Raw genomic sequence first — 22,967 nt, 5'->3', positions numbered from 1 at the left:
ACGCAGACAATGATTATTCCATTGCCCAACACCACTACGCGTGAAATCTCCAAGAAGCTAGTAGAGGCCCAAGAGCATTACACCCTTACTACCGGCCGAGTACTTACCCTAATCGTGGCTGCCCGCGAGGACGATGATCTGGAAAACATCCTGGCCTCCGTGCGCGATGCCTCCCACGAGCACCCGTCGCGCGTTCTGGTCGTCGTGACGGGCGCCCCGCAGGCAGATACCCACCTGGACGCGCAGCTTCGCGTGGGTGGTGAAGCGGGTGCTTCTGAGATGGTCATCATGAAGTTGCACGGCGCCTTGGCAAACCAGGACGAGGCAGTCGTTACTCCACTGCTGCTTCCCGATACCCCCTTGGTCGCCTGGTGGCCTACCTTGTGCCCGCCCGATCCAGCTGCCAGCTCTGTGGGCAAACTGGCTCAACGCCGCATCACCAACGTTGCCCATGACGGACGCGTCACTGGCGAAGATCTGCGCACCTTATCCGCCGGTTACACGCCGGGCGATTCCGATATGTCCTGGGCCGCCATCACTTTGTGGCGCGGCGTCGTGGCCTCCGCATTGGACCGCCATCCTCACGAGCCCGTGCAGTCCGTCGAGGTGGCGGGCCCTGCGGGCCACCCAGCGCCAGACTTCGCGGCCGGATGGCTCCTCGATCGTTTGGCAGTCCCCGTCCACCGCACTGTGACCGATTCTCAGGAGCTGCACTTCCCAGTGACCCACTTGCGGTTTAATCGGGAAACGAGCCACGTCGACGTTGATGTCGTCGACGAGCGCACGGTGCGGGTGTGCGTTCCAGGTTCCCCGGATTCCTTGGTGAGCCTTAGCAAGCGCTCCCAAGCTGAGGTTCTCTCTGAAGAATTGCGCCATCTGGATGCCGATAAGACTTATGCGCAAGCGCTCCGTGCGCTCGCCCAAGTAGACTACAGTAAGCAGTAAAACGGCTTAACTCTGATTCTTTGCAAAGGATAGCGATACCTCATGGTAACTCTTCACCGCGTAAGCGATGTGGATGACCTTATCTCCCAGGCCGCGCTGAAATTCGTGGATACCGTAGCGCGCATCCAAGCCGCCGGTGGCGGCCTCCACCACGATGGGGTCGCGCGAGTTGTCCTAACCGGCGGTGGCGCTGGAATTGGCGTTCTTCACGAGCTAGCTCGTTTGGATTTCGCGGCACAGCAACAAGGCGAGAATTTTCCCGCCCAACGCATCGATTGGTCGCGCGTTCACGTCTTCTTCGGCGATGAGCGTAATGTACCCGTCTCTGATGCAGATTCTAATGAGGGTCAAGCGCGCAGTGCCCTGCTCAACCACGTAGATATTCCAAACCAGAATATCCACGGTTTTGATCTGGGCGCGGTGTCTATGGAAGCCGCGGCGAGTGCGTATGAGCCAGAGCTGAAGGAATTTGCCCCGAACGGCTTCGATCTCCATCTGCTGGGCATGGGCGAAGAGGGCCATATCAATTCCTTGTTCCCCCATTCTGAGGCGGTTCGGGAGCAAGAAGAGCTAGCTGTTCCCGTTCATGACTCTCCCAAGCCGCCGAGCGAGCGCATCACCCTTACTCTTCCCGCAGTCAACAAGTCTGATCGGATCTGGCTTCTTGTAGCAGGCGAGGCCAAGGCGGAAGCTGCCAAGCACGTCGTTGAAGGCGCTGAGCCTGAAGAATGGCCAGCTGCAGGCGTGCACGGTAAGGAAGAAACCATCCTCTTCCTTGCCGATGACGCCGCATCCGAGCTCTAGGCACGTCAGCCTAGCGTGCAGCCGAGCTGAACTTTTGGCTCGGCGCCAAGAAAAAGCGCCGATACCGCTTCCCCACCTACAGTTCCCACAGGAAACCAGGAGGTTGGAAGCCGGTACCGGCGCTTTCGCTAGTCCAGCTGGTGGCTTAAGCGAATGCTTGGATGAGGTTGAGGCCTACGATGCACGCAAGCCAGATAATTACCATGACCACGGTGTAACGGTCCAGGTTCTTTTCCACGACGGTCGAGCCGGACAGGTTCGACTGCACGCCACCGCCAAAGAGGCTGGACAGGCCACCACCTTTGCCCTTGTGCAGCAGCACGAAGATGGACATCAAAATAGCTGCGATGACCAAGATGATTTCCAGTGCCAAGACCATGAGGATAATCCTTATTTCTAACGTGCGCCCTGCGGTTGACTCTCGCCACCCGCTAGCGCGGAATCGTACTTTTAGGCTTTGCGTACAGCAAAGCAATCACACCGGCCCACTGTACACTATGGCGCGGGCTGGAACCATTCCAACCCGCGCCTTAGTGCGAACCTGTGACGGGTGATAACTCCTGTTAGCTCAGGGCATTAGCTGCGTTGGCAGCCAACTTGGCAAACTCCTCGCCGACCAGGGAAGCGCCACCGATAAGGCCGCCGTCGACGTCAGGCTTGCTGACGATCTCTGCAACGGAATCAACCTTGACGGAACCACCGTAGAGAATGCGGATACCTGCAGCAACCTCCTCGCCTGCGAGCTCCGTTACGAGCTCACGGATGGCGGCGCAGACTTCCTGGGCATCGTCTGCGGACGCAACCTTGCCGGTGCCAATCGCCCAAACTGGTTCGTAGGCGATGACAGTCTTGGCAAGCTGGTCTGCGCTCAGGCCGGCCAAAGAATTGCGGGTCTGGTTAACCACGTAGTCCACATGGGTACCGGCCTCGCGTACAGCCAACGGCTCGCCTACGCACACGATGGGGCTGATGCCATTGTCCAATGCTGCAGCTGCCTTCTCTGCAACGAGCTTATCGGTCTCGCCGTGGTACTGACGGCGCTCCGAGTGGCCCACAACCACCCAGCTGCAGCCGAGCTTGGCCAACATCTTGCCAGATACTTCACCAGTGAATGCGCCGGACTCGTGCTTAGAAATGTCCTGCGCACCGTAGGTGACCTGCAGCTTGTCGCCCTCTACCAGCGTTTGGATAGTGCGGATATCAGTAAACGGGACCATGTAGGCCACGTCGACCTTCTCGTAGTAGTCCTTTGGCAGGGAAAAGGCGAACTTCTGAACGGAGCCGATGGCCTCGACGTGGTCAAGGTTCATCTTCCAGTTACCTGCGATAAGTGGGGTGCGTGCCATGAATTTTTCCTCTCTTTCTGGCAAATTAAGAAGGCAGTTTTAGGCTTCCAGGACAGATACGCCCGGAAGCTCCTTGCCCTCGAGGTACTCGAGGGAGGCGCCGCCGCCGGTGGAGATATGGCTGAAGCCATCCTCGTCCAAGCCAAGCATGCGCACGGAGGCAGCGGAGTCGCCGCCACCAACGACGGAGAAGGAACCGTTCTTTGCGGTGGCGTCGATAATAGCCTGCGCTACACCAGCAGTGCCCTTGGAGAAAGCTTCCATTTCGAATACGCCCATCGGGCCGTTCCAGAAGACGGTCTTGGAGGAAGCAAGCACCTCTGCAAACTTTTCCACGGACTTTGGTCCAATATCCAGGGACATCCAGCCTTCAGGGATGCTATCGAGCTCGACCACCTGGGTCTCTGCATCCGCTGCGAACTTGCTTGCAGCAGCGAGGTCAACCGGAAGCACCAGCTTGTCGCCAAAGCGCTCGAGCAGGTCCTTGCAGTTTTCGATCTGATCTTCTTGCAGCAGGGACTCTTGGACGTTATAGCCCTTGGCGGCCAGCAGGGTGTAGCACATGCCGCCACCAATGATGACCTTGTCTGCCTTGCCGGCCAATGCTTCAATCACGCCGATCTTATCCGAAACCTTGGCGCCGCCGAGGACAACCACGTACGGGTGCTCCGGCTCCTTGGCTACGGTGGACAGAACCGACAGTTCCTTATCTACGAGCTTGCCCGCGTATGCCGGCAGGCGCTTAGCGACGTCATACACAGATGCCTGCGCACGGTGTACAACGCCAAAGCCATCAGAAACAAAAGCGCCGTTATCGGCTACCAGAGCAACGAGCTCGTCAGCGAACTGGCCGCGCTCAGCCTCGTCCTTGGAGGTCTCACGAGGGTCGAAGCGGACGTTTTCAATCAACATCACATCGCCATCGTTGAGGCCGTTGGCACGCTCATGAGCGTCTTCTCCGGTGACGTCGCCGGCTAGGGCAACGTACTGGTCAAGCGCTTCAGACAGCGCTTCAGCTACTGGAGCCAAAGAGAACTTAGGGTTTACCTCACCCTTTGGACGACCCAGGTGTGCGGAAAGAATGACCTTTGCACCACCCTCTACCAGTGCCTTGATGGTCGGAAGAGAAGCGTTGATACGTCCGGGATCGGTAATGTTTCCCTCTTCATCAAGTGGAACATTGAAGTCAGAGCGGACGAGGACGTGGCGGGATTCGACGCCCTCCTTGAGAAGATCGTCAAGAGTCTGGAAAGCCATTATTTACTCCTTAAACAATTCGGACGGGTTAAAAGGCTATAGATATAAGAATACCGGCCGCGACGCAGCGCCGTTTAGGCTTGCATCGCGGCCGGATCCTCATTGCTAGAGCTCTAGTTTAGAGCTTGTCTGCCACCAGGTTGGTCAGGCGAACGAGCTGGGAGGTGTAGCCCCACTCGTTGTCGTACCAGCCCAGAACCTTGACCAGGTTTCCGTTGGAAACCTTGGTCATGCCGGAGTCGAAGATGCAGCCGTGCGGGGAGGTAACAATGTCGGTGGAAACCAGCGGATCCTCGGTGTATGCGAGGGTGTCCTTGAGCTCGCCCTCAGCAGCTTCCTTCAAGGCAGCGTTGATTTCCTCGGCAGTGACGTCGCGGGAAGCGGTGAAGGTCAGGTCGGTAGCGGAGCCGGTGATAACCGGAACGCGCATTGCGTAACCATCCAGCTTGCCGTCCAGCTCAGGCAGAACCAGGGATACGGCCTTAGCAGCGCCAGTGGAGGTAGGCACCATGTTTACTGCAGCGGCACGGGCGCGGCGCGGGTCCTTGTGCGGAGCGTCCTGGATGCGCTGGTCGCCGGTGTAAGCGTGAACGGTGGTCATCAGGCCCTTTTCAATGCCGAACTTGTCATTGAGAACCTTTGCCATCGGTGCCAGGCAGTTAGTGGTGCAGGATGCTGCAGAGATGACGTTGTGGTTTGCCGGATCATAGGTGTCAGAGTTGACGCCGTAGACGAAGGTTGCGTCTACTTCCTTACCCGGAGCGGAGATAATGACCTTCTTGGCGCCAGCTTCGAGGTGAGCCTTGGCGTCGTTGCCGTTGGTGAAGCGGCCGGTGGACTCGATGACGAGGTCTACGTTGTACTCGCCCCACTTGAGCTGCTTCGGGTCCTTTTCTGCGGTTACCACGATGCGGTGGCCGTTAACGGTAATGGACTCATCGTCGTGAGTAATTTCGCCATCGAAGCGGCCAAGTACGGAGTCGTACTTCAGCAGGTTAGCCAACGTGCCGTTATCGGTCAGGTCGTTTACTGCAACAACTTCGAGGTCGTTGTCACCCTGAGCGACTGCACGGAAAAAGTTACGGCCAATGCGGCCAAAGCCATTGATACCTACGCGGATAGTCACTGTATTTCTCCTCAAAGAGTCGAGTAAAGGTGTGTACGGGTATGTGCTCGGGTCCTTCGATGAAGTCTGTGTTTGAGAAGCGCCCGAGCGTTTTCCCTTACATTGCCGATACTACCGAGCGTTTTTTGTCAGCGCAGGCCCCCAGCGACCTTAAGAATTAGTGGATGACAGACTTCCCAAAAGCGCGTACACTCTTTCCGATCCTTTTTATTTCCCACATACAAAACCGCTGGATAGGCCCGAACACGTGGGTTTATGTTGAGTTCACACTGTTACCATGAGATATATCACTACTACCTTTAGGGGTTGCGCCCGCTTCTGTCCGATCGGACATTGAGAAATCCTGCCGCTAACACCTACCAAGACGACCGTATTGTTTCCGTGACACCCACCGCACGATATGCTTTCCTTACTCACTGGCTCACAAAGCGTTTAAGGCAACCCTGCCTGCTCTAGCGCCACCGTTGGTCACCGTGAGAATGCTTCATGTGCCCGTAATCGCCTACGGGCAAGACCACCGTAGAAATCAAGGACTTCTCTTGTTCGAAATAAATACCTCTGCTGTGGGTGACAGCCTCGGGCTCACCGCCCTGGTGGCGATTCTCCCGCTCATTGCATTCTTTATCATGCTGCTAGGTGTAAAGGCACGCGCGCATACTTCTGGCGCCGTTGCCCTGGCAGTATCCCTCATTATTGCCATCGCCGGCTTCTCCATGCCAGTAGATATGGCTTTGTCCTCCGCCGTACGTGGCGGGCTATTCGGGCTCCTACCCATTGTCTGGGTCATCATTACCGCAATCTGGTTCTATGAAATCACCGTAGCCTCCGGGCGCTTCGAGGACCTGCGCAAGACCTTTGACCTTTTGGGTGACGGCGATATTCGCATCCAGGCTATCCTCATCGCCTTCTGTTTTGGCGGTTTGTTGGAGGCCCTCGCCGGTTTTGGTGCCCCCGTAGCCATTACCGCGACCATGATCATGGCCCTCGGTGTGAAGCCACTGCGCGCGGCTACAGTAGTTCTGATTGCTAATACCGCTCCGGTTGCTTTTGGCGCGGTTGGCATCCCGGTAACCACTGCGGGCGAGGTTGCCGGTCGCAGTGCCGAGCAAACCCACGACATTGCAGCACTTATCTCCTTGCAGGTGCTGCTCATCGCCGCCATCGTGCCATTCCTCATCGCCTTCATCTTGGATGGCTTCCGCGGTGTCAAGGAAACTGCCCCGGCTGCTGCCGTGATTGGCATTTCCTTCGCGTTGGCTCAGTGGTTGACCGCGACTTTCTTTGCGTACCAGCTCACCAACGTCATCGCCTGCATCGTCTCTTTGGGCTGTGCTTTCGCCTTCCTCCGGGTATGGAAGCCGAAGGGCGTCAAGGAGTTGCGCGAGCGTCTCGAGCTGCCTGCCGCTGAGTCCACCACCGACCTCAACGGACGCCGTATCTGGATGGCGCTGCTTCCCTACGCCGTAGTGACCGTTGTCTTTGCCGTGGCCACCGCCGCCCCAGCCATCTTCGGATTCCTCAAGCTCCACTTTGCCTGGCCTTTGCTTGATGACGCGATTGTCGACGCCGACGGCAAGCTCATGGATACCAGCTTCAGCTTCAATGTCTTTGGCAATCCAGGTACGCTCCTGCTGCTCTCGGGCATTATTGTTGCGGTTGTCTACCACTACTTCAATGAAAATGGCCGCTACAGCCTAAGCTTTGGGCAACCGGTGAGCGCCTTTGGGGACGTAGTCAGCCGCATGAAGTTCTCGGCTCTTACCATCATCTTGGTGCTGGCCTTGGCCTACACGATGAACTACTCCGGCCAGACTATTGCTATTGGTGAGTTCGTCTCTTCTGCCGGCAGCATCTTTGCGCTCTTCGCCCCAGTCCTGGGCTGGATTGGTACCGCGGTTACTGGCTCCGATACGTCTGCTAATGCCCTCTTTGCCAACCTACAGGTAGCAGCGGCAGAGCGAATCAGCGTAAACCCTGACCTCATGCTCGCGGCCAATACCGCAGGCGGCGTTGTGGGCAAGATGATCTCCCCGCAGTCCCTTGCAATTGCGGCTACCGCCGTCAATATGGAGGGCAAGGAATCAGTCATCCTGAAGAACGTAGTGGGCTACTCCGTGGCTTTCCTAGCCATTGTATGCGTCATCGTGTTCTTGATGACCAACGTCCTAGGATTCCTCGTGCCCTAGTTCTTTAACGCTTCTGGCTAGCCGGTTGCGCACCTGCTAGCCGGGAAGGCACTAAAAATCTCCCCGCAACTGCGTCTACCGCTTTGGTATCCGCACTGCGGGGAGTTTTTTAATGTAAGCGAATCCGAGGGTCAGGATTCGTTGAAGAGGTCATCTGTAATCGCTTGGTTGGTATCGGGGATATCCAGCTCCTCGGCTCGCTTATCGGCCATCGACAGCAAGCGGCGAATACGCCCAGCTACTGCGTCCTTGGTCATAGGAGGCTCGGCCAAGCGTCCCAGCTCTTCTAGAGATGCCTCGCGGTGCTGAACTCGCAAGCGGCCCGCGTCTGCCAAGTGCTCAGGAACATCGTCACCTAAGATCTCCATGGCGCGGTCAACGCGCGCTGCTGCGGTAACCGCAGCGCGAGCAGAGCGCCGAAGGTTGGCGTCATCAAAATTGTCCAAGCGCCGAGACGTATCGTGCGCCTCCCGCTTAACTCGCTTCTTTTCCCAGCTCAATCGAGTCTCCTGAGCACCCATACGCGTAAGAAGCGCCCCGATAGCATCACCATCGCGTACAACGACGCGATCTTCACCGCGAGTTTCCTTGGTCTTTGCAGAGATACCAAGGCGGCGGGCGCAGCCCACCAGTGCCAACGCAGCCTCTTGGCACGGGCAGGTAACTTCCAGCGCGGAAGAGCGGCCTGGCTCCGTGAGACTGCCATGGGCAAGGAAGGCTCCGCGCCATGCTGCTTCGCTATCGGCCACGGTGCCGGAGATGACCTGCGGCGGCAAACCCACTACTGCATGACCGGAGCGGGTGATAAGGCCCAGCCGACGAGTCAGCTCTTTCGCACCGGTGGAGATGCGGACCGTTACACGAGTCTTCTTGGTGGTTCCTGCCGGGCCGGCAACATGGCTATCGGCAGTGATCCCATAGAGGTCATCGAGAGCGTTCATGAAGCGCCGCGCAATGGCGTGGCTTTCTAGCTCCAGCTCATAGGACATGCTGTCACCGGAAACATCTAGTTCGCCGGCGAATCGCAACATCGCCGCCAGTTCGGCAGCGCGAGCGGACTGGCGTGGCACGACGACAGCCGTCAATTCTTCTTTGACCTGGTCGGTCAATGGTGTGGTCACCTAGTTCGCCCCATTTCTATTCTCACAGTCACAAAGTACGCATACCGGCTAGAGCCATTGCTTCCAGCCCAGTGCGGTGAAAGGATTTCTGACATCATACCGCGCGGGCTCGATCGCCGCGCAGTCGGTCGAGTGCGGCCGCTCGCACGATACCGCGGTGAATTAGCGCAGGTTCTAATCGCGAGTGCTGCGATAGTCCGAATATAGGTCCAAGAGCGCCGCAGACAGCTTTTCCGGATCGTGCTTATTGATGCTGCGACCATTGGCATCAACTTGGCTCACATCCGCGAAGGTAGCGCGAGCGCCTAGGGACTGCGCGGCGCGCTGAATATAGACGCGCTCACTATCGGTGGGCAAAGCCGCCTCGTCCACCAAAATACGGTCAATCCGCAGATCAGGGGCGTGCTGCGCGAGCACGTGCAAGTGACGCTCTGCGGAAAAGCCATGAGTTTCGCCCGGCTCGGGCGAAAGGTTCAAAACAACGACGCGCAGCGCATCGGAAGCAGAAATCGCATCCACTACCTGCGGAACGAGCGTATGCGGCAATACAGAGCTAAACCACGAGCCTGGGCCGATGGTAATGAGATCCGCGCGCTGGATGGCATCGAGGGCATCCGGATTCGCGCTGGGTCGTTCGGGCACGATGCGCACGCGCCGCACCTGGCCCGGTGTGGAAGCGACCGCAACCTGGCCGCGGACCTGGCGCATGACACGGGGGTCGTCGTCAAGCCCGGCAACATCCGCCTCAATCTCTAAGGCTTGATTGACCACTGGGAAAACTCGCCCCTGGGAATTAGTAAGTTCTGCGATGGTATCCAGGGCAGCTTGATAGTCGCCGAGCACATCCGTCAATCCCGCAATCATCAGATTGCCTACCGCATGCCCTGCCATAGCGCCATTGCCACCGAAACGGTGTTGCAAGGTTCGCGCCCACAAGTCCCCCACTGGGTCACTATTGGCCAAGGCAGCCAGCGCCATGCGCAAGTCACCCGGGGGAATGATTTCCAGCTCGCGGCGCAAACGGCCAGAGGAACCGCCATCATCCGCGACGGTAACGATAGCAGAAATATCGGCCGCCTCGCTAAAGCGTGCGGACAGAAGGGTTTGATAAAGTCCATGGCCGCCGCCGAGGCAGACCATGTGTGAAGGATTGGTCATAAAAGCGTTAAAACTCCTGTGCTCTAGCCTCGTGCGATATCCCTATGCAAGGTGCTGACGTCCAAGGTGCCATTGTCCCGCAGTCGCGCCGCTATAGCCTCTGCGATGGCGACGGAACGGTGGTGGCCGCCCGTACAACCGACGCCAAGCGTGATGAAGTTCTTGCCCTCATGGCGGTAGCCATCCAGCATGGTAGAAAACATCTGCAAGAAAGTATCCACGAACTCCTGCGCCGCTGGCTGCGAGAGCACATAGTGGGCAACCGGTTCATCCGTGCCGCGGTATCCCCGCAGTTCTGGAACCCAATAGGGGTTGGGCAGGAAACGCACGTCTACCACTAAGTCAGCATCGCGGGGCGAGCCGTTCTTAAATCCAAAGGATTCCACGGTGACATGTTGCTTTTCATTTTGCATCTCACCAAAGGCCGCCTCAATGGCGCGGCGGAGATCATGAATGGATAGGTTCGTCGTATCGATAATGATGTCCGCATGGGAACGCACGTCTGCCACCGCCCGACGCTCGCGTTGGATACCTACTTTGAGCGTGTCGCCTTCCTGCAGTGGGTGGGTGCGACGCACCGAATCAAATCGGCGAATGAGCACATCATCACGAGCATCCAAAAAGAGCACGGTGGGCTTCATATCTAGTTCCGTAAGCTCATCCATAATCTCCAACAGAGACCCTGGGAACATGCGCGAGCGCACATCCGTTACGGCTGCTACCTTGCCCACCGGAGTTTCCTCTTGGTTGCATAGCTTGAGCAGGTCAACAATGGCACGAGGCGGAATATTGTGGGCCACGTAGTAGCCCTTGTCCTCAAACACTTTGGCAGCGGAACTCAACCCGCCGCCGGACATGCCGGTTATCAAAATGGGTGGAGTTTCGAAATGCGTCATGCCCAATATTCTAGCGCTTTAGGATTCGCCGCTTCTAGGAGAATTCCACTTAGTTGCCCGAAGAATCATGCAAACTCTCGTAGACGGTCTGGGCCAGTTTTGGACCGAAGCCGTTTACCTCGCAGATCTCATCCACAGTGGCGGCCTTGAGCTTTTTCACCGAACCGAAATGCTTGACCAGATCGGTGCGCCGTTGCGGTCCTAATCCCGGCACGGAATCAAGAACTGAGGAACGCATCCGCTTTGAGCGCTGCTGCCGGTGGTAAGTAATGGCGAAGCGGTGGGCTTCATCGCGAATCTGCTGCAAGAGGAATAGCGCTTGCGAGTTTCGCGGCAGAATCACCGGCTCATCATCGCCGGGAACCCAGATTTCCTCGAGGCGCTTGGCCAGGCCCACCAGGGTTACATCCACGATACCTAGCTCATCAAATACCTCTTGAGCTGCGGCCACCTGGGGCGCGCCGCCATCCACGATGAAAAGCTGCGGTGGATACGCAAAGCGGCGACCCGCTTCGGCAGATTCTTCCGCCACCTTCTCCTCTGCAAAGGAGGACTCTTCTGCTTCCTCATCCGGATGGGCTAGCTTATCTTGCTTATGGCGCTTAAACCGACGGCGAGTGATCTCTGCGATAGAACCGACGTCATCCGAGCGGCCATCGCCAGCCGCCTCCTTGATGCGGTAGCGCCTATAGTCCGCCTTCTTGGGCAAACCATCTTCAAAGACCACTAGAGAAGCAACCACATCTGTGCCTTGAATGTGCGAGATATCGGTACATTCGATGCGCAATGGGGCTTGCTCCATGCCCAGGGCTTCTTGAATATCCTGCAAAGCCGCGGACCGAGCGGTGAGGTCTCCTACCCGCTTGAGCTTATGTTGGCGCAATTGCTCCTTGGCGTTTTTCTCCACCGTGGCCATAAGCTGCTTTTTATCACCGCGCTGCGGAACGCGCAGGTCCACTTGGGCACCGCGCAGCTCCTCCAACAATGCGACGACCTGCTCCGGTTCATCCGGCAGGGCCTGAACCAAAATCTGGCGTGGAATAACCTGCACGCGACGGGATTTCATGTGCGATTCTTGGTCCACCCCGCGCCGCTTCACATCCGCGGCGAGCGCAGCGTCTTCGCGCGCCTCTTGCTTTTCACGCTCTACCGCATCGGAATAGAACTGGATGAGGAAGTTCTGCACCAACGCAGGCAACGCGGGATCAGGCTGGCCCTCTTCCAAGGGCTCTGAGCTTGCCTGATCGCCGGCGCGTTCAACTACCCAACCGCGCTGACCGCGAATGCGCCCATCGCGAACATGGAAGATCTGCACCGCTGCCTCAAGTTCATCGGAGTTAAAAGCAATGAGATCAGCATCCGTGCCGTCTGTAAAGACCACGGCCTGCTGTTCCATGATCTTGTCAATCGCGCCCAAGTCATCGCGCAGGCGCGCCGCGCGTTCGAACTCTAGGTGCTCGGCGGCCTGCTCCATGTCTTGGGTGAGTTTGCGGCGCACTGAACCGGTGTTGCCATTCATGAAGGACACGAGATCGTTGACCGTCTCGCGGTGGTCTTCCTTGCTTACTCGGCCAATGCAGGGTGCATCGCACTTTCCGATGTAACCCAAAAGGCACGGACGCCCGAGCCGCTCATGCCGGTTATACACACCCTTCGAGCAGGTGCGCATGGGAAAGACGCGGGTAAGCAAGTCCAAGCTTTCGCGCACGGCCCAAGCATGGGAATAGGGGCCGAAATAGCGCACGCCCTTGCGCCGCGGGCCACGGTAGAAAAAGGCGCGAGGGACCGTCTCCCCGACCGAAACCGCGAGCATAGGATAGGTTTTATCATCGCGGTACATGACGTTGAAGTGTGGATCAAAGCGCTTGATCCACGTGTACTCCAACTGCAAGGCTTCCACCTCGCTGGCAACTACCGTCCACTCCACCGAGTTGGCGGTGAGCACCATTTGGCGAGTACGCGGGTGCAGTTGCGTGATGTCCTGAAAATAGTTAGACAGCCGAGCGCGCAAGTTCTTGGCTTTGCCCACGTAGATAACGCGGCGGTTTTCATCGCGGAACTTATAGACGCCCGGGTCGGTGGGAATGGTTCCCGGAGCTGGGCGGTAGGTGGTGGGGTCAGCCAATTGTTAATCCTGGGGCATGTACTTGGCTTCCACGTCGCGGAAGCGGCGGACGTTGTCAATGACGGTGTCCTTATCGCCGGACTGCAACGCCCAGACGGGAACGAACTCGAACTCGGGCAGCTCAAGGCGTGCCATACGCTGGCCTACGGGGAAGGAAAGTCCGTAGACCACCTGCCACGGATAAAAGCGGGTACCCACGATATTGCGGACCTCTACCCCATCCTCATTTGCGCGCAAGCGTGGACGGTTAAGAGCGATCCAGGACAAAACGGAAATGAGAACACCAACGCCAGGGAAGGCGAATTTGTCGATGGTAGTCACGTGCGCACCGGTAAAAGACACGTCCAAGGTGATTCCCATGAAGATATGGATGGCCAGAACGAGGATCACCCAGGCGATAGCCACCTTGCGCAAGAAGGGCGAGGTCGCCGTAAATTCCCACGGTTTAGAGGTGGTCTGGGCGAAGGGATCGGCACTGGTATAGGCCAATACTTCGGCGTCGCTAAGCTGGTGGCTGTGCTGCGGATTCTTTGGGGCCTGCGCCTCGTTCATGTGCATACTCCTTTGGGGCGCGCCCCGCCGGCCACCTTAGTGGTCAAGCATCGGGCGCTGACGCATTGCTAGAGGTTACTTCTGTGCTGCGTTTAGTGTACGCAACTGCAGCGCGGCATCTAAAGCCGCAATCATGGCTTCGGCGCCCTTGTTTTCTACCGAGTCTGCAAATCCGGCGCGGTCGATGGCTTGCTGCTGGTCGTTGACGGTCAGGACGCCGTTAGCTACCGGGGTGGATTCATCGAGGGAGATGCGGGTCAACGCCTGGGTGACGGAGTCGCATACGTAGTCAAAGTGCGGGGTGCCGCCACGGATAACGCAGCCTAGTGCCACCACGGCATCGTAGGCGCGGGCTGCTGCTTGGACGACAACGCCAAGTTCCAGGGCACCTACCACTCGGTATTCGGCAACCTCGGCACCATTATCGGTAGCGGTCTGCACTGCCTGGGCATGGAGCTGGTCGCAAATTTCTGCGTTCCACGTAGCAGTAACCACGGCAACGCGCAGTCCACTGCCATCTACCTGGGCAATATCAGGTAGTCCTTCTTTACTCATCGCTATCCTTTCGATTGGACGTCAAAGTTCTACTTATGTTCGGCGTCCCACTGGGCAACCTGCGGAAGGTCGTGGCCCATGCGGTCGCGTTTAGTACGCAGGTAGTCAATATTATCCGCGTGGGCAGGGGTTGCCAGCGGCGTGTGGTGGCTGGCGTCCACGCCAAAGCCACTCAGCCCCTCGCCCTTATGCGGATTATTGGTTAAGAGGTTTGCGGATTCTATGCCGAGATCGCGAAGGATCTGCCCGGCCACGGAATACTCGCGGGCGTCCTCGGGCAGTCCCTGCTCCAGGTTGGCATCGACGGTATCCATGCCCGAATCCTGCAGGCGGTAAGCCTCCAACTTATGCAGAAGTCCGATGCCACGGCCCTCTTGACCGCGCAGGTAGATGACCACGCCGCGGCCTTCTTGGCTGATAAGGCGCATGGACTCATGCAGTTGGGGCCCGCAATCGCAGCGCCGTGAACCAAAGGCATCACCGGTTAGGCATTCGGAATGGACACGCACCATGACGTCGCGTGCGCCGCGCAGTTGGGCGGGATCCCCTGCGACCAACGCAACGTGTTCCTGCCCGTCTACCTCATGGCGGTAACCGATGGCGGTGAAGTGGCCGTATTCGGTGGGGAGCTCAGTGGCAACCTGGCGGGTGACCTGCGTTTCATTATGGCGGCGCCACTCGATGAGCTGCGCGATAGAGATCATGGAGAGCCCATGCGTATCTGCAAAGCGACGCAACTCTGGCGAGCGCGCCATATCCGTGGGGTCATCTTCGGAGACGATCTCGCACAGCACACCGGCCGGGCGCAGGCCCGCTAAGCGGGCCAGATCAATGGAGGCCTCAGTATGTCCGTCCCGCTCCAGAACGCCGCCCGGCCGAGCGCACAACGGCACCACGTGGCCCGGGCGGGTAAATTCGCCCGGCGTGGTGTTTGGGTCTGCCAGACGCCGGATGGTTTCTGCGCGCGAAGTCGCAGAAATACCGGTACTGCCCGTTGCTGCATCCACGGTCACCGTGTAGGCGGTGCCGCGTACATCCTGGTTGACCGCCAGCATCGGCGGTAGGTTCAGCCGGTTGCAATCGTCTGGCAATAAGGGTGCACAGATATATCCAGAGGAATAGCGCACCATGAAGGCCACGAGTTCCGGGGTGGCTAGCTCCGCGGCGAAAATCAGATCGCCTTCGTTTTCGCGATCCTCATCATCGATGACAACAACCGGCTTACCAGCGGCGATATCCGCGATGGCCTGGTCGATGGAATCTAGACTGATGGAATTATCACTCGCGCTCATAAGGTAGCAGTCTAGTCCTTAGCCTCAGAGAGTTTAGCTTCGGGGTGAAGCATCTTCTCTACATACTTGGCCAGCACATCCACCTCGAGGTTTACCTCTCCGCCCACTGGCAAGGCGCCATGAATGGTATCGCGCAAAGTGGTGGGGATAAGGGATACCTCGAACCAGTCGGGGCCCACGGCGCTCACGGTCAGCGACGTGCCGCTCACGGCAATGGAGCCCTTTTCCACGACGTACCGAGCAAGCCCGGACGGCAAGCTAAACCGCAGCACATCCCAGTTCTCGGAGCTAGTTCGGCTCTGCAGCGTAGCGGTTCCGTCTACGTGGCCCTGCATGATGTGCCCGCCCAGCCGGGTAGTGGGAAGCAGTGCCGGTTCGACATTGACCGGATCGCCCTCGGCAAGGCGCCCCAGTGCGGTGCGGTCCAGGGACTCCTGCATCACATCCGCACAAAAAGTATCCGCAGACAGATCCGCCACGGTAAGACATACGCCGTTAATGGCAATGGAATCACCCAGTGCGGCCTCCGCAACGGTACGCGGGGCACGAATGCTCAGGCGAAGCGCGTCTGCGTGCGGCTCCATTGCCTCCACGGTGCCCAACTCTTGTACTAGCCCAGTAAACACTTCCAACCTTTCTCGCTCACTGCTATGTCCAGCGTCTAGCGCACGTACTCAATAAGAACGTCATCACCCAGCGCCTTCATTCCCACCCGGCGGAAACGGGTGGCCTCTGCCAGCGTCTGAGTCACGGGGTGCGCGAGTACACCGCGGCCCTCGCCTAGCAAGAGTGGCGCAATATAGGCGGAGATAGCATCCACCAAGTCGGCCTTGAGGAAGCTGCTAGCCAGGCCTGCGCCTCCTTCCACGAGGACGTCGCGGGCACCGGTGGCGTAGAGCTCGTAGAGAGCTTCTTCGATGCTCTCGTACTGCTCGTACCCCAACTCGCGCAGGTGGCTTGCCGCATCGCCCGCCGATGCCAAATCACGCTTGCCGATGACCACCCGGCGTGGTTGGTGCGCGCGCAAGCTGCCGTCGTTAAAGCGCGCGGTGAGCGAGGGATTATCAGCCAGCGCCGTGCCGGTGCCCACCACGATGGCATCGCGGTGCGCCCTATCGGCATGCACCCAGTCGCGCGCCTCCTCGCCCGTAATCCATTGGCTGGTTCCATCGGCCGCGGCTGTAAAACCGTCCAGCGTTTGCGCGAACTTCAAAGTGATGTGAGGCCGTTGGGTGCGCACAGCGAATAGCCATGGCACCAAAGCATCCTCGGCGTGCGGGGGCTTTTCTAGCTTGGCGACGTCCACTCCGGCCTCCGCCAACACTTCTGCTCCACCCGCAGCCTGCGGGGTCGGATCGGCGTGGAGGTAGTACACGCGAGCCACGCCGGCATCGATAAGCGCCTGCGCGCAGGGACCCGTGCGGCCGGTATGCGCGCAGGGTTCCAAGGTGACCACGGCCGTGGCCCCGCGTGCTTTACCTCCGGCCTCCTGCAACGCCATGACCTCGGCATGCGCGCCTCCCACGGGCTGGGTGGCACCGACGCCCACAACCTCCCCAGCTGGCGACACGATGACCGCGCCTACCGGTGGGTTGGGGCTCGTGGTTCCACGGACTTCAGCACCCGCCGCCATCGCGCGCAACAGCGCCGCGGAGATGTTGCTGTCTTGTAGCTCCGCACCCATTAGGCACCAGCCGCCAGATCGCGCAGCTGCGTCACGATGCCGGCGGGATCGTCCGATTTGAATACAGCTGAGCCTGCCACGAAAGCGTCGCAGCCTGCCTCCGCGGCTGCCTCGATGGTCTCTGGTGAAATGCCGCCGTCGATCTCGATGACGGTCTCAAGGCCCTGTTCATCAATCGCACGGCGCAGCTTACGGACCTTCTCCAACATCTCCGGCATGAACTTTTGCCCGCCGAAGCCGGGCTCCACAGACATCACGAGCACCTCATCGAAATGGTGCAGCTTGTCCAACCACGGCTCGATGGCGGTGCCTGGCTTGATGGAAAAGGCCGCGCGCACACCCAAATCGCGAATGCGCTTGGCCAAGTTCACTGCCGCCTGGTCATCGGCGACGGCCTCCACGTGGAAGATAATCGTATGCGCGCCCGCCTTGGCATAGGTCTCCACCCACTTTTCGGGTTCCTCAATCATGAGGTGGACATCTAGTGGCTTATCGGTGCTGCAATGGACCGTGGCCGTGATATCTGGGCCGAAAGACAGGTTGGGCACAAAGTGCCCATCCATAATGTCCACATGGACCCAGTCTGCGGTATCAATCGCCGCTAGTTCCTCGCCCAAGCGAGAAAAATCAGCGGCCAGGATGGAAGGGGAAATAATCGGTGCGGACATGCCCACCAGTCTATCGCGATTAGTCGGCTGCGCGGCGAAGGGCCGCAAAGAACATGGCGTCGGTACCGTGCCGATGCGGCCACATCTGCACGGATTTCTCATGGCCCACATCGCCCATATCAGGAATGAGAGCATGTGCGTCGAGTTCTTCCGCGCCAAGTTCGCGTACAGCGCGGTCAACGATGCCCCGGGTTTCGCGCAGATCTGGCGAACAGGTGGAATAGATGACCACGCCACCTGGACGCACCAGGTTTAATGCAGAAGACAAGAGCTCGAATTGCAGCTGGTTGAGCTCGGCAATATCGGCCTCCGACTTGCGCCACCGCGCCTCGGGTCGGCGACGGAGGGCGCCGAGGCCGGAGCAGGGGGCATCGACAAGCACGCGGTCAAAGCCCTCTCCCACGCCGGGATTGCGGCCATCTGCCACATGAACGTCCACGGGCAAATCGCTGACCGTCTTTTCAATCAGCGCCGCTCGGTGCGGGGATATCTCCACTGCATCCACGTGCGCGGAGTCGATGCGGGCAAGCGCGCCCATCAAGGCCGCCTTACCGCCGGGACCGGCGCAGAGATCCAGCCACCGGCCGGTGTCCTCGCCTTCGAGGGGCGCCTCGCATACCGCGCGGGCAATCAGCTGCGAGCCCTCGTCCTGGACGGCCGCCAATCCCTGGCGCACAGGTTCCAATTGGCCGGGGTCACCGGATTCCATGTACACCGCATACGGGGAATAACGCCCCTCCGCATTGCCGGTCATCAGGGCCAATTCCACGGCCGAGATTTCCCCGGGGCGCGCCACTAGATGCACCGAAGGTCGATCCGAATCCGCCGCCAGGGCAGCCTCCAACTCCCCTAGGCCCAACACGCGGCTAAACGATTCCGCAATCCAGGTGGGGTGGGCATGCTTAAAGGCGATGCCGGCGATCTCCCCCTGTGGAGCGAGCTTGTCCAGCCAGGCCTTGGCCGGCGTCCGCGTAATGGTGCGCATGATGCCATTAGTAAAGCCCTTGGCCTTGACTTCACCGGCGGCTTCTACCAAACGAACGGTGGTATCAACCGCCGCGTGTGGCTCCACGCGGGTATAAAGAACTTGATAGGTGCCCAGGCGCAAGGCATCAACCACGGCTGGGGAAATGGCCTCGAGGCCGCGCGAAGAGCACTCTGCGATGACGGCATCAACTACGCCAAGGGTGCGCAGCGTCCCGTAGGTGATTTCGGTGGCGAAGGCGGCATCGCGCCCCTTGAGCTTTTGCTTGCGCAGTGCCTTGGGCAAGATGAGGTTGGCGAAAGCATCATCCTCGCTTACCCTGCGCACCACGTCGAAGGCGACCGCACGCGGCGCATCCACGTCCGCAGCCAGCGCGGCCTGAATCAGACCGCCTTCCTGGCGCTTGCCGGGACGCTGGCCCTTAGCAGCAGCCTGCCGGCCCCTGTGCTGCCCACCGCGGCTACCATGCTGCTGCCGTTGCGGGCGGCCACCGCGGCCCTTCGCACCAGCGGATTTGTGGGAGTCCTGCGGCTTACCCGCCGGGGACTTATCCCCGGACTTGCTGCGGGAACGGAAACCACCACTCATTGAAACTTCACCTCGGCATCCTTGCCTAGTCCACGGGCCCAATCGGCCGCATTCATCATCTTCTTTCCCGGAGGCTGGATTTTGCCCAGCTGGACTGGCTGCGTACCGGTACCGATGTGTACGGCGTTTTTGGCAATGTGCAGCTGCCCTGGTTCTAGTTCCTGTGGAACCGCCGCCTCTTCTATGAGGCTGACCGGTCCAATCTTCACGCGGGCCTCGTCCCACATGGTCCATGCACCCGGTCCAGGCGTGTGTGCGCGAATGTGCCGATCGATGGCAAATGCCGGTTGGGTCCACTCCACGCGGGCCTGCGCGGTAGAGATTTTCGGCGCATAGGTAGCCTCACCCTGCTGCGGTTGTGCCTCCAGCTGTCCCGCCGCTAAGCCATCCATGGTGGCCACGAGCAGATCGCCACCGGAATAGGCAAGGCGCGTCAACAGGTCATCAGCAGTATCGGTGCCTTTAATCTCCTCCGTTACGGTGCCGAACACCGGGCCGGTATCAAGGCCCTCTTCAATACGGAAGGTTGATGCGCCGGTCACGTCATCACCTGCGGCAATGGCGGCCTGCACCGGTGCCGCACCACGCCATACTGGAAGCAAGGAAAAATGCAGGTTTACCCAGCCATGCTGTGGTAGTTCCAGCAGGTCCTTGGTCACCAGATTGCCGTAGGCCACCACCGGAATCGCCTCTGGTTGCAATTCCTTTAGGCGGGAGCGCAGCGCCTGACCGTCCTCCGAGTCAGGGCGCAGGGTGGTCGGGGTCAATACTTCAATGCCGTGTTCTTGGGCGAGCGCCTTTACTGGGCTCGGGTGAAGAGTGCGGCCGCGGCCCTTCTTCGCGTCTGGGCGAGTGATTACCGCCACCACCTCGTGCGACGAGGCAAGCAGCTTTTCCAAGGCCACAACGGCTGGCTCAGGGGTACCGGCAAAAATAATCCGCATGCGGGGAAACTCTCCTCTTAATGTCGTTCAAAATACTAGGCTACAACGCCGCAACGCTGCCGCCACAGCGAGCGGGCTACGAGGCGTTAAACCACTCGGATTCACGGATGGCGCGCATGGCCTCCTTGCGCACTGGCGCCTCCAAGCGTTGTAGGAAGAGCACCCCATCGAGGTGGTCCGTCTCATGCTGGATGCACCGAGCCATTAGTCCTGAGGCCACCATGGACACAGGGCGCCCCTCAATATCCTGGCCAGACACAAAAACCTGGTTGAACCTCGTAGTTTCAGCGCTAATTCCCGGAATGGATAGACAGCCTTCCGGGCCTGTTTGCTGCTGCTCTCCCACCGGGTCCAGATCGGGTTAACAATCGCCCCGCGCAGCCCAGATTGGGTGTGCGAGCAGTCATAGACGAAGATTCGCTTCAAAATCCCCACCTGATTAGCCGCTAGCCCTACTCCCCCGGCTTTATCCATGGTCTCGAGCATATCGCTCGCCAGAGCGCGCAGACCGGCATCAAATTTATTAATTTCCTCCGCGCGGCTGCCCAATACTGGGTCGCCGTAGATACGCAGCTCTCGAAGGGACATGGCAATCACACCTTTCTCATGGCACCGAGACCAAGCCGGCCGGCGGTGGCGGCTTCCTCCGTCGAGATTAGCGCATGAGCGCCTATGGCCCCGATATGGCTAACCCACGTGGATAGGGTCAACCACAATGCGCAAAGGCAGGTCATCCTTCCGGGCGCTGCGCGCGGCGTTGGCGCTGCGCAAAGCCCGCCCCAATTGGGACCGCGGCCCCAGCGGGGTGCGCACGACCAACCGCTGCGGTGGGCCAAAGCGCTGGCTATCGTAGTCACCAGGCAGGCTCTGCCCCGGCGGAAGGGGAACTGGTCCTAATACCTCCGCGTGGTCTGGAAGATCCACAAGCTCGGCAAAGCCATCCAAGGATGCATCCGCACCGTCGATGGCAGCAAAATGCACCGCGGGTGGGAAGCGCACTTCGCGCCGGGCAGTAAGCTCTGCCGCGGCCGCGCCCACCATATCCCAACGCAGGAAATGCTGGACTACGGTAAGCGAGTCATCGGCCGCCAGGATTACTCGACCGCCCTTGAAATGCGGCTGCACCAAGGTAGCCGCCTGCGCCCACTTCGCTAGGGTATCCTCCGTGGCGCGCAGGTCTTGCCGGTTGAGCAATGCCCCGGCATCCAAGAGCAACGCCGCGCCATAGGCTCCATCGTTTACTCTCGGTTCCGCACCAGGGGTGGCAATGACCAGCGCCGGCGCATTGTCCACCGCATCGAGGACCTTGTTTCCGCCTGAGACCACCACCCGCGTATTGGGAAAGGCCCGGCCCATTTCTTCCGCAGTGCGCTCCGAGCCCAACACGATGGCCCGCAGGCGCGGAGACCCGCATTCGGTGCACCGATGCCGCGCCTCAATGCGACCGCACCAGCGGCAGGTAGGCATTCCCGCTTCGTCCGAGCCTACGCTTGCCGACGCCCCCTTGGGCGGCAGCCCCAATGGCCCATTGCAATGCCGGCAGCGAGCCGGCGCTCGGCACTGGCCACAGGCCAAAATGGGCGCATACCCCTTGCGCGGGACCTGCACCAACACGGGCTCTCCTCTATCCAGCGCCTGGTGGGCGGCTTGGAAGGCCTGCGCCTGTACTTTTGTGGTGCCGCCCTGGAGGTCGCGGGCGATAGACAGACCGAACGACCCCACCGCTTCAATAGCCGGGCAACGCGCCGTTATGGTTTGCTCTTTGGCCACCACGTCGTGCGCCCATCCTGATTCCACGAGGAGCTGTGTCTCCGCCGTCCGCGAATGGTTGGCCAAAACCATGCTGCAGCCTTCGAAGGCGGAGCGGGTGGTAAGTACTTCCCTCGCGTGGACATAGGGCTTGAGGTTGTCGACCAAATTATCATTGCCATCATCGAGGATCACCGCCAGTTGCAGGTCTTTGACCGGGGCAAAAGCGGCGGACCTGGTACCAATGACCACGCGCGCTTGGCCCACTAGAGCGGAGAGATAGCGGCGATAGCGCGCCTGCGGGCCCATGCTATTAGTCAGCACCGTAATCTGCTTTGCCCCAAGGACCTGGCGAAGCGCGGCGTCTAAAGCATCAACGCCCTTCTGGTCCGGGGCGACGAGGAGGACCCCTCCTCCCCCAAGCGCCACTTTGGCAGCGAGTGCAGCCAGCGCATGTGCCCAATCATCGCCCGGGGCGATTTGCCAGGCGGCACGGGCGAGCTTGCCGGCCAGAATCGAATCGACGAAAGCCTCGCCATGTTGATAGGCCGACCATCCTGATAGGTCGGGCTCGCTCGTGGTGCCGAGCTCCTCCCACGGGGTTTCCAGGTCGGATTCTTCCGCTTTGGCGTGCCGCGGCGGGATGGCGGAGCGGATAATGTCTGAGCGCACCCCGCCGTAGCGGTCTGCCAGGGCGTCGACAAGCCGGGCCAGCTGCGGCGGATAAACCTGGAAGGGTGAGATGATGCGCTCGATAAAGCGCAGGTTGCCGCCAAATTCAGAATCATGCCGGCGTTCTATGACAATCGCGTCCACCAAGCGCCCGTTGAAGCGGATGCGCACCTTAATCCCCGGTTGGACTTCTTCCGAGTCTGTCTCTTCCACGAGGTAATCAAATCCTCGGTCCAGGTGCGCAACCCCTAAGAGAGGCAACACCCGCGCAACCGGCTTCCGGGTGGCGGGTGTTTTCTTAGGCATAGGCCTCG

At 59.6% G+C, this 22,967-nt stretch carries 20 protein-coding genes and 1 pseudogene; 3 read left to right on the top strand and 18 right to left on the bottom strand.

The genetic code is table 11. The features are described from left to right. Nucleotides 1–9 precede the first annotated feature (9 nt). Together QP915_RS09890 and pgl are read left to right on the top strand one after the other, a co-directional pair. A complete protein-coding gene (locus QP915_RS09890; protein WP_284769218.1) occupies nt 10–945 on the top strand; it encodes a glucose-6-phosphate dehydrogenase assembly protein OpcA in 936 nt (311 codons plus the stop codon). Nucleotides 946–987: 42 nt separating this feature from the next. Continuing rightward, nucleotides 988–1,749, top strand: coding sequence for a 6-phosphogluconolactonase (gene pgl, locus QP915_RS09885; protein ID WP_239277698.1), 762 nt, complete (start codon nt 988–990; stop codon nt 1,747–1,749). A gap of 145 nt (nt 1,750–1,894) precedes the next feature. On the opposite strand, the gene secG is transcribed toward pgl, so the two are convergent. The 4 genes from secG to gap form a co-directional block, all read right to left on the bottom strand. Next, entirely contained in the window at nt 1,895–2,128 is a 234-nt protein-coding gene (gene secG / locus QP915_RS09880; RefSeq protein ID WP_005324856.1) for a preprotein translocase subunit SecG, read from the bottom strand. A gap of 184 nt (nt 2,129–2,312) precedes the next feature. Then, nucleotides 2,313–3,095 carry a triose-phosphate isomerase gene (gene tpiA / locus QP915_RS09875; RefSeq protein ID WP_225746913.1) on the bottom strand — a complete coding sequence of 261 codons (783 nt, stop codon included), beginning with the start codon at nt 3,093–3,095 and terminating at the stop codon, nt 2,313–2,315. Nucleotides 3,096–3,134: 39 nt separating this feature from the next. Continuing rightward, entirely contained in the window at nt 3,135–4,352 is a 1,218-nt protein-coding gene (locus tag QP915_RS09870; RefSeq protein WP_284769217.1) for a phosphoglycerate kinase, read from the bottom strand. 118 nt (nt 4,353–4,470) lie between these two features. After that, the gene (gene gap, locus QP915_RS09865; protein ID WP_250408520.1) at nt 4,471–5,478 is read right to left on the bottom strand and encodes a type I glyceraldehyde-3-phosphate dehydrogenase; all 1,008 of its coding nucleotides are present in this window, start codon (nt 5,476–5,478) and stop codon (nt 4,471–4,473) included. A 539-nt stretch (nt 5,479–6,017) separates the two neighbouring features. Between gap and QP915_RS09860 the strand changes: the two genes are divergently transcribed. Further along, nucleotides 6,018–7,664 (top strand): L-lactate permease, encoded by a 1,647-nt coding sequence (locus QP915_RS09860; protein ID WP_374048904.1) that lies wholly within the window; start codon nt 6,018–6,020, stop codon nt 7,662–7,664. 131 nt (nt 7,665–7,795) lie between these two features. On the opposite strand, the gene whiA is transcribed toward QP915_RS09860, so the two are convergent. The 14 genes and pseudogenes from whiA to QP915_RS09790 all read right to left on the bottom strand — a co-directional run bounded on the left by whiA (nt 7,796) and on the right by QP915_RS09790 (nt 22,959). After that, entirely contained in the window at nt 7,796–8,785 is a 990-nt protein-coding gene (gene whiA, locus QP915_RS09855; RefSeq protein ID WP_284766517.1) for a DNA-binding protein WhiA, read from the bottom strand. A 174-nt stretch (nt 8,786–8,959) separates the two neighbouring features. After that, entirely contained in the window at nt 8,960–9,943 is a 984-nt protein-coding gene (locus QP915_RS09850) for a gluconeogenesis factor YvcK family protein (RefSeq protein ID WP_284769216.1), read from the bottom strand. 23 nt (nt 9,944–9,966) lie between these two features. Beyond that, complete coding sequence (rapZ, locus tag QP915_RS09845; protein WP_284769225.1) at nt 9,967–10,848, bottom strand: RNase adapter RapZ; 882 nt, start codon at nt 10,846–10,848, stop codon at nt 9,967–9,969. A 40-nt stretch (nt 10,849–10,888) separates the two neighbouring features. Next, the gene (gene uvrC, locus QP915_RS09840) at nt 10,889–12,964 is read right to left on the bottom strand and encodes an excinuclease ABC subunit UvrC (protein ID WP_284769215.1); all 2,076 of its coding nucleotides are present in this window, start codon (nt 12,962–12,964) and stop codon (nt 10,889–10,891) included. A 3-nt stretch (nt 12,965–12,967) separates the two neighbouring features. After that, nucleotides 12,968–13,516, bottom strand: coding sequence for a PH domain-containing protein (locus QP915_RS09835; RefSeq protein ID WP_284769214.1), 549 nt, complete (start codon nt 13,514–13,516; stop codon nt 12,968–12,970). A gap of 75 nt (nt 13,517–13,591) precedes the next feature. Further along, nucleotides 13,592–14,071: a 6,7-dimethyl-8-ribityllumazine synthase gene (ribH, locus tag QP915_RS09830; protein WP_284769213.1), complete on the bottom strand. Its 480-nt coding sequence runs from the start codon at nt 14,069–14,071 to the stop codon at nt 13,592–13,594. A gap of 29 nt (nt 14,072–14,100) precedes the next feature. After that, complete coding sequence (locus QP915_RS09825; RefSeq protein ID WP_284769212.1) at nt 14,101–15,363, bottom strand: bifunctional 3,4-dihydroxy-2-butanone-4-phosphate synthase/GTP cyclohydrolase II; 1,263 nt, start codon at nt 15,361–15,363, stop codon at nt 14,101–14,103. An 11-nt stretch (nt 15,364–15,374) separates the two neighbouring features. After that, nucleotides 15,375–15,989: a riboflavin synthase gene (locus QP915_RS09820; RefSeq protein ID WP_284769211.1), complete on the bottom strand. Its 615-nt coding sequence runs from the start codon at nt 15,987–15,989 to the stop codon at nt 15,375–15,377. Between the two features lie 35 nt (nt 15,990–16,024). Beyond that, entirely contained in the window at nt 16,025–17,047 is a 1,023-nt protein-coding gene (gene ribD, locus QP915_RS09815; RefSeq protein ID WP_284769210.1) for a bifunctional diaminohydroxyphosphoribosylaminopyrimidine deaminase/5-amino-6-(5-phosphoribosylamino)uracil reductase RibD, read from the bottom strand. Beyond that, entirely contained in the window at nt 17,047–17,715 is a 669-nt protein-coding gene (rpe, locus tag QP915_RS09810; RefSeq protein WP_284769209.1) for a ribulose-phosphate 3-epimerase, read from the bottom strand. Before rpe ends, ribD begins: the two co-directional genes overlap by 1 nt. Nucleotides 17,716–17,734: 19 nt before the next feature. Next, nucleotides 17,735–19,288 (bottom strand): RsmB/NOP family class I SAM-dependent RNA methyltransferase, encoded by a 1,554-nt coding sequence (locus QP915_RS09805; protein ID WP_284769208.1) that lies wholly within the window; start codon nt 19,286–19,288, stop codon nt 17,735–17,737. After that, on the bottom strand, nt 19,285–20,232 hold the full coding sequence (fmt, locus tag QP915_RS09800; protein WP_284769207.1) for a methionyl-tRNA formyltransferase: 948 nt from the start codon (nt 20,230–20,232) through the stop codon (nt 19,285–19,287). The genes QP915_RS09805 and fmt overlap by 4 nt, the downstream gene beginning before the upstream one ends. A 76-nt stretch (nt 20,233–20,308) precedes the next feature. Next, nucleotides 20,309–20,820 (bottom strand): annotated as a pseudogene (def, locus tag QP915_RS09795) (peptide deformylase). 99 nt (nt 20,821–20,919) lie between these two features. Next, entirely contained in the window at nt 20,920–22,959 is a 2,040-nt protein-coding gene (locus QP915_RS09790) for a primosomal protein N' (protein ID WP_284769206.1), read from the bottom strand. Nucleotides 22,960–22,967: the final 8 nt, after the last annotated feature.

Source organism: Corynebacterium sp. MSK158 (genome assembly GCF_030229085.1).
Classification (GTDB): domain Bacteria; phylum Actinomycetota; class Actinomycetes; order Mycobacteriales; family Mycobacteriaceae; genus Corynebacterium.
Note: the sequence above shows the minus strand (reverse complement) of the source record. Positions and strands in the feature narration are given on the sequence as shown.

Coding starts and splice junctions, on each gene's coding strand:
- QP915_RS09805 (WP_284769208.1), bottom strand. CDS start 19,288: ATGAGTGGTGGTTTCCGTTCCCGCAGCAAGTCCGGGGATAAGTCCCCG.
- pgl (WP_239277698.1), top strand. CDS start 988: ATGGTAACTCTTCACCGCGTAAGCGATGTGGATGACCTTATCTCCCAG.
- QP915_RS09870 (WP_284769217.1), bottom strand. CDS start 4,352: ATGGCTTTCCAGACTCTTGACGATCTTCTCAAGGAGGGCGTCGAATCC.
- QP915_RS09850 (WP_284769216.1), bottom strand. CDS start 9,943: ATGACCAATCCTTCACACATGGTCTGCCTCGGCGGCGGCCATGGACTT.
- QP915_RS09790 (WP_284769206.1), bottom strand. CDS start 22,959: ATGCCTAAGAAAACACCCGCCACCCGGAAGCCGGTTGCGCGGGTGTTG.
- QP915_RS09890 (WP_284769218.1), top strand. CDS start 10: ATGATTATTCCATTGCCCAACACCACTACGCGTGAAATCTCCAAGAAG.
- secG (WP_005324856.1), bottom strand. CDS start 2,128: ATGGTCTTGGCACTGGAAATCATCTTGGTCATCGCAGCTATTTTGATG.
- ribD (WP_284769210.1), bottom strand. CDS start 17,047: ATGGGTGCGGAGCTACAAGACAGCAACATCTCCGCGGCGCTGTTGCGC.
- QP915_RS09825 (WP_284769212.1), bottom strand. CDS start 15,363: ATGAGCGCGAGTGATAATTCCATCAGTCTAGATTCCATCGACCAGGCC.
- tpiA (WP_225746913.1), bottom strand. CDS start 3,095: ATGGCACGCACCCCACTTATCGCAGGTAACTGGAAGATGAACCTTGAC.
- fmt (WP_284769207.1), bottom strand. CDS start 20,232: ATGCGGATTATTTTTGCCGGTACCCCTGAGCCAGCCGTTGTGGCCTTG.
- QP915_RS09835 (WP_284769214.1), bottom strand. CDS start 13,516: ATGAACGAGGCGCAGGCCCCAAAGAATCCGCAGCACAGCCACCAGCTT.
- rpe (WP_284769209.1), bottom strand. CDS start 17,715: ATGTCCGCACCGATTATTTCCCCTTCCATCCTGGCCGCTGATTTTTCT.
- ribH (WP_284769213.1), bottom strand. CDS start 14,071: ATGAGTAAAGAAGGACTACCTGATATTGCCCAGGTAGATGGCAGTGGA.